5 protein-coding genes are annotated in these 4,119 nt (G+C 58.4%); 2 read left to right on the top strand and 3 right to left on the bottom strand.

Features of this window, described 5'->3' with window-relative positions:
- Window positions 1-156: 156 nt before the first annotated feature.
- Complete coding sequence (locus L0H14_RS11995) at window positions 157-1,485, top strand: uracil-xanthine permease family protein (protein WP_301419907.1); 1,329 nt, start codon at window positions 157-159, stop codon at window positions 1,483-1,485.
- Window positions 1,486-1,488: 3 nt separating this feature from the next.
- Here L0H14_RS11995 and L0H14_RS11990 read toward each other — a convergent pair whose 3' ends face one another.
- Both L0H14_RS11990 and L0H14_RS11985 read right to left on the bottom strand, forming a co-directional pair.
- A complete protein-coding gene (locus L0H14_RS11990) occupies window positions 1,489-2,151 on the bottom strand; it encodes a LysR substrate-binding domain-containing protein (RefSeq protein ID WP_301419909.1) in 663 nt (220 codons plus the stop codon).
- Window positions 2,152-2,247: 96 nt separating this feature from the next.
- On the bottom strand, window positions 2,248-2,790 hold the full coding sequence (locus tag L0H14_RS11985) for a YceI family protein (protein ID WP_301419910.1): 543 nt from the start codon (window positions 2,788-2,790) through the stop codon (window positions 2,248-2,250).
- 224 nt (window positions 2,791-3,014) lie between these two features.
- On the opposite strand from L0H14_RS11985, the gene L0H14_RS11980 reads away from it, so the two are divergent.
- Entirely contained in the window at window positions 3,015-3,683 is a 669-nt protein-coding gene (locus L0H14_RS11980) for a metal-dependent transcriptional regulator (RefSeq protein WP_301419911.1), read from the top strand.
- A 13-nt stretch (window positions 3,684-3,696) separates the two neighbouring features.
- Here the strand turns inward: L0H14_RS11980 and L0H14_RS11975 are convergent.
- A partial coding sequence (locus tag L0H14_RS11975; RefSeq protein ID WP_301421944.1) for a VanW family protein occupies window positions 3,697-4,119 on the bottom strand: 423 nt, incomplete at its 5' end.

Genomic DNA, 4,119 nt, shown 5'->3' with positions numbered 1-4,119 from the left:
GGTGTCCCGCTCCACTTCAGCACCGTGAGGCGCCAAATGTTCCGGCATGCGCGCAGTCCTTTCCTTACCTAAGAATGTTAGCGTGATTTGCTCACCTCTACGTCATTCGTTGGTAGAGTCTTGCTCCGAACGAATACCGCGTGTAGAGGAGCCAGCATGGCAGCATCTTTCCGTAAGCGCTGGGGTCTCACCTGGGATATCCACGGCGATGGGAAAACCATCAATGCAGGGCAGGTTGTAAAACCCCACGAGCGGATGGCCTGGCCCCAGACCATCGGCATTGGATTGCAGCATGTGATGGCCATGTTCGGTTCCACCGTGCTGGTGCCGGCACTCACCGGTTTCCCACCGACAGCGGCCCTGTTTTTCTCGGGCGTCGGCACACTATTATTCTTGGTGATCACCAAGGGCAAGGTCCCAAGTTATCTGGGCTCTTCGTTCGCTTTCATCGCCCCGATGGTCGCGGCTACTTCAATGCACTCGATGGCGGTGGCCTCCGGCGGCATCATCATTACCGGGCTTGCCCTGGCGATCGTCGGGTTCCTTGTCCACAAGGCCGGCACCCGCTGGATTCACGCCGTCATGCCGCCCGTGGTCATGGGCACCATTCTGGCGCTGATCGGCCTCAATCTGGCCGGGGCTACAACCGAGGGAATGATCGAGGTTCCGTTAACCACCTTCGGAACAACGGCGGCCGTGATTATTACCGCCGTATTATTCCGTGGTTTCTTGGGGCGGTTATCCATTCTGCTAGGGATAGTGGTGGGCTACTTACTGGCACTGGCCCAGCAGCAGATAGATTTCCAACCGGTTACCGAGGCCTCCTGGATTGGGCTGCCCGCCTTCCACGCACCTGAATTTCAGTTCGATGTGCTCTTCTTATTCTTGCCGGTCGTATTCGTACTGGTTGCCGAAAATATTGGGCACGTACGCACGGTTGGGCTGATGACCCGCAACAACTTGGATCCCCATAACGGCCGAGCCCTGATCGCGGACGGCCTGGCCACCATGCTCTCGGGTTCCGGTGGCGGCGTTGGTACAACGACGTATGCCGAAAACATCGGCGTCATGGCATCATCGCGTATCTATTCAACCGCCGCCTACTGGGTAGCGGGCATCGTAGCCATGAGCTTGGCCTTCTTTCCGAAGTTCGGCGCGCTCATCGCGACAATTCCCATGGGTGTAGCAGCAGGTGCCGGGATTATTCTTTACGGCATGATCGGCATTATGGGCGCCCGCATCTGGGTCAACAACGAGGTCGACTTCTCCAACACCATCAACCTCATGGCCGCCGGCTCAGGCCTCATCATCGCGATTGCTGATCCGGTGGTCGAAGTCGCCGGTATGCAATTCGGCGGCATCGCTCTGGGCACCCTCGCAGCGCTGGGCATCTATCACCTGATGACGGCGATTGCTCGTTGGCGCAATACCGAGCCCATCGAAGAAGACGATTTCGAGGCGGTCGAGCCCGGCCGCATTGGGTAGGCTTTAGCGGCTTGACCGCGGTCGTCGCCCCTTGGTGACCCCGATAAAGTCTTGAATCAGGTCCGAGTCGGCGGCTCTGCGCCACGCCAGCCCCGTTTCCCAACCCGGATGCAGAGAAGTTGGTAGGACGACGACGTCCTTTTGCCCAAACATGCGCGCCACCGAAGCGGGCAGCACGGTGTACCCGGACCCGGTTGCAGCTAGCTGAATGGCCATCCGCTCCCCCGCCCCAACCTGTTCGGGTGCGTCCAACGGATCAGCCACCGGTTCCGACGCATGGTCTTGAGGATCCCAGAACGTTTCACCGGCTACGTCGTCGGCACCGACCTCGCCGTCATCCTCGGTCCAGGCGGCCAAGAGGTGGTCTTCAGACACCACAACCACCGGCCGTTCTTCGTAGATGCGCACCAGGTGAAGCTCCTCGGGGTTCAACCCGTCGGCCGCCACGAGTTCCTGCCACGTTTGATCGGCGCGCCACCGCACGTATCCCAGCTGTGGCAGGTGCCGGGGTGGGTCGTGGGGATGCAGAAACAGCGTTTGGCCGTGCTCATCCTGGTTCACCAGCTGCACGTTGGAACCTCGGGCAGAAAAACGGTGCACCCACTTTGATGGAGTCGCACCCGGGATGGTGGATAAAAACAGTGTCTCGGCAGCTTGATCGCTCATGGTGTTCCACCTTAATGCACGACGGGCCCGCGAAACGCGAACACCGCCCGGTCGGTCCTATCGCGGACCAGCCGGGCGGTGTTGGAAGCTTAGGTTTTACTCTTCGTCTTTGGTGAAGGAGACGTCGAGGGTAATGCGAACCTTATCGGAAACCATCACGCCACCGGCTTCAAGTGCAGCGTTCCAGGTCAGACCGAATTCTTTACGTGAGATTTCGGTTTCTGCTTCGAAACCTGCACGGGTGAGACCAAATGGGTCAACGGTCTGGCCACCGAATTCACCCTTGAAGGTGACTTCCTTGGTGACGCCACGCATGGTCAGGTTGCCCTTGAGCTGGAATTCTTCACCGTCGAAATCGGTAACTTCGAGGGATTCGAATTTCAGCACGGGGTGGTTTTCGGCGTCGAAGAAGTCTTCGCCACGCAGGTGCTCGTCGCGACCGTCGTTACGGGTATTGATCGATGCTGCCTGGACGTCTGCTTCGATAACGGAGCCATTCACGTCTTCGGTGAAGGTCGCGCTACCGGTGAATTCTTCGAAAGTGCCACGAACGCGGGAAATGCCAGCGTGACGAACGCTAAACATTGCTTCCGAGTGAGATGGGTCCATGGTCCATTTGCCTGCGGTGAGGGCAGCCATATAAGTACTCCTCCATTGAGTTGATTTGTGGCGCTGGGTAAATATCTTTTCGTATGAGCGCCACATACTTCGGTACAACGTGTTCCAAAACCAAAGTATTCCAGATTTGAAATAGTTTGTCGATTTGGCCTTCTTCCCCAACGGGAAACTTGCAACATAAACGCCGGGTAACAGCGCGCTTCACGCTGACGCGGGGCTTCAAGGGAATTGGTACGTTAACAAATATGACGATCCAGCAGCTCTCCGATTCCACCCAGGACTATCTGAAGGCCATTTGGCTGGCTGGAGAGTGGTCGGATGAACCCGTCACCGCCACGGTGGTTTCACAACGGGTCGGGGTCACTTTATCGACGACGTCGGACGCTCTGCGTCGGCTGCGGCGTTCCGGGCTCATCGACCACGCGCCATACGGTTCGATTACCCTGACCGCTGCCGGGCGTGCTCATGCGGTGGACATGGTGCGTCGTCATCGATTGATTGAAACATTTTTGGTTCAGGTACTGGACTACACCTGGGACCAAGTCCATGAGGAGGCCGAGATCCTGGAACATGCGGTCTCCGAGTTTATGATCGCCAGGATTGCCGATTATCTGGGCCATCCGGACAGAGACCCGCACGGGGATCCCATTCCCGCCGCGGATGGCAGCGTCGAGCGGTTGACCGCAATTTCGTTAACGCATCTCGGCGTGGGTGTTTCGGCCTCGGTCGAGCGAATTTCGGACGACGATCCGGCCCTGCTGCAGTATTTTGCCTCGCACGGTGTCGCCCACGGCACCATTATTGAGCTGGCCGAGGGCGCACCGTTTTCGGCTACCGTCAAACTGGTCGCTCCGGAAGCTCAACTCACGCTGGGCCCGGCCGCGTTGGATGCCGTCTGGGTTACCCCCGTGTAGTTACACGGCCTGATTACTCACAGATCACGGTTGGCCAACCAGAGTAGGCCCAGCTCCAGGATTCTTGGATGGCTTCGCCGCCCGGTGGAGTCTTGGTGCGGTTGACGTCTACCGTGAAGCCCTGATCGCCGCCGGTTTCGGAGATACATTCCTCATCGGTTGACCGAATGGTCGGCGAGGCCGTGAAGTTATACGGATCCGACGTCGAAGTTGACACATCGTAGTAGTCCGAACCCCACAGTCGCGTGTGCACCTGAGAGCCGTCCAGCCACATTTCAACGATCACGGGGGCATCGCTGTCGTTGGCCCAGCGGACGTTGATCTGGCCTTCCCAATATGTCGACTCGCGGCCCTGCGGGTAACGGTCGAACCAGCGGGAGTGCGGTTTGTGTTCCACGATTTCCATGCCGCCTAAGAAACCTGCGTTATAGGACAT

This window comes from Yaniella sp., assembly GCF_030453185.1.
In the GTDB taxonomy this organism is placed as follows: Bacteria; Actinomycetota; Actinomycetes; order Actinomycetales; family Micrococcaceae; genus Yaniella.
This window is presented reverse-complemented; position numbering and strand designations above follow the sequence as displayed.

Coding starts and splice junctions, on each gene's coding strand:
- L0H14_RS11990 (WP_301419909.1), bottom strand. CDS start 2,151: ATGAGCGATCAAGCTGCCGAGACACTGTTTTTATCCACCATCCCGGGT.
- L0H14_RS11980 (WP_301419911.1), top strand. CDS start 3,015: ATGACGATCCAGCAGCTCTCCGATTCCACCCAGGACTATCTGAAGGCC.
- L0H14_RS11985 (WP_301419910.1), bottom strand. CDS start 2,790: ATGGCTGCCCTCACCGCAGGCAAATGGACCATGGACCCATCTCACTCG.
- L0H14_RS11995 (WP_301419907.1), top strand. CDS start 157: ATGGCAGCATCTTTCCGTAAGCGCTGGGGTCTCACCTGGGATATCCAC.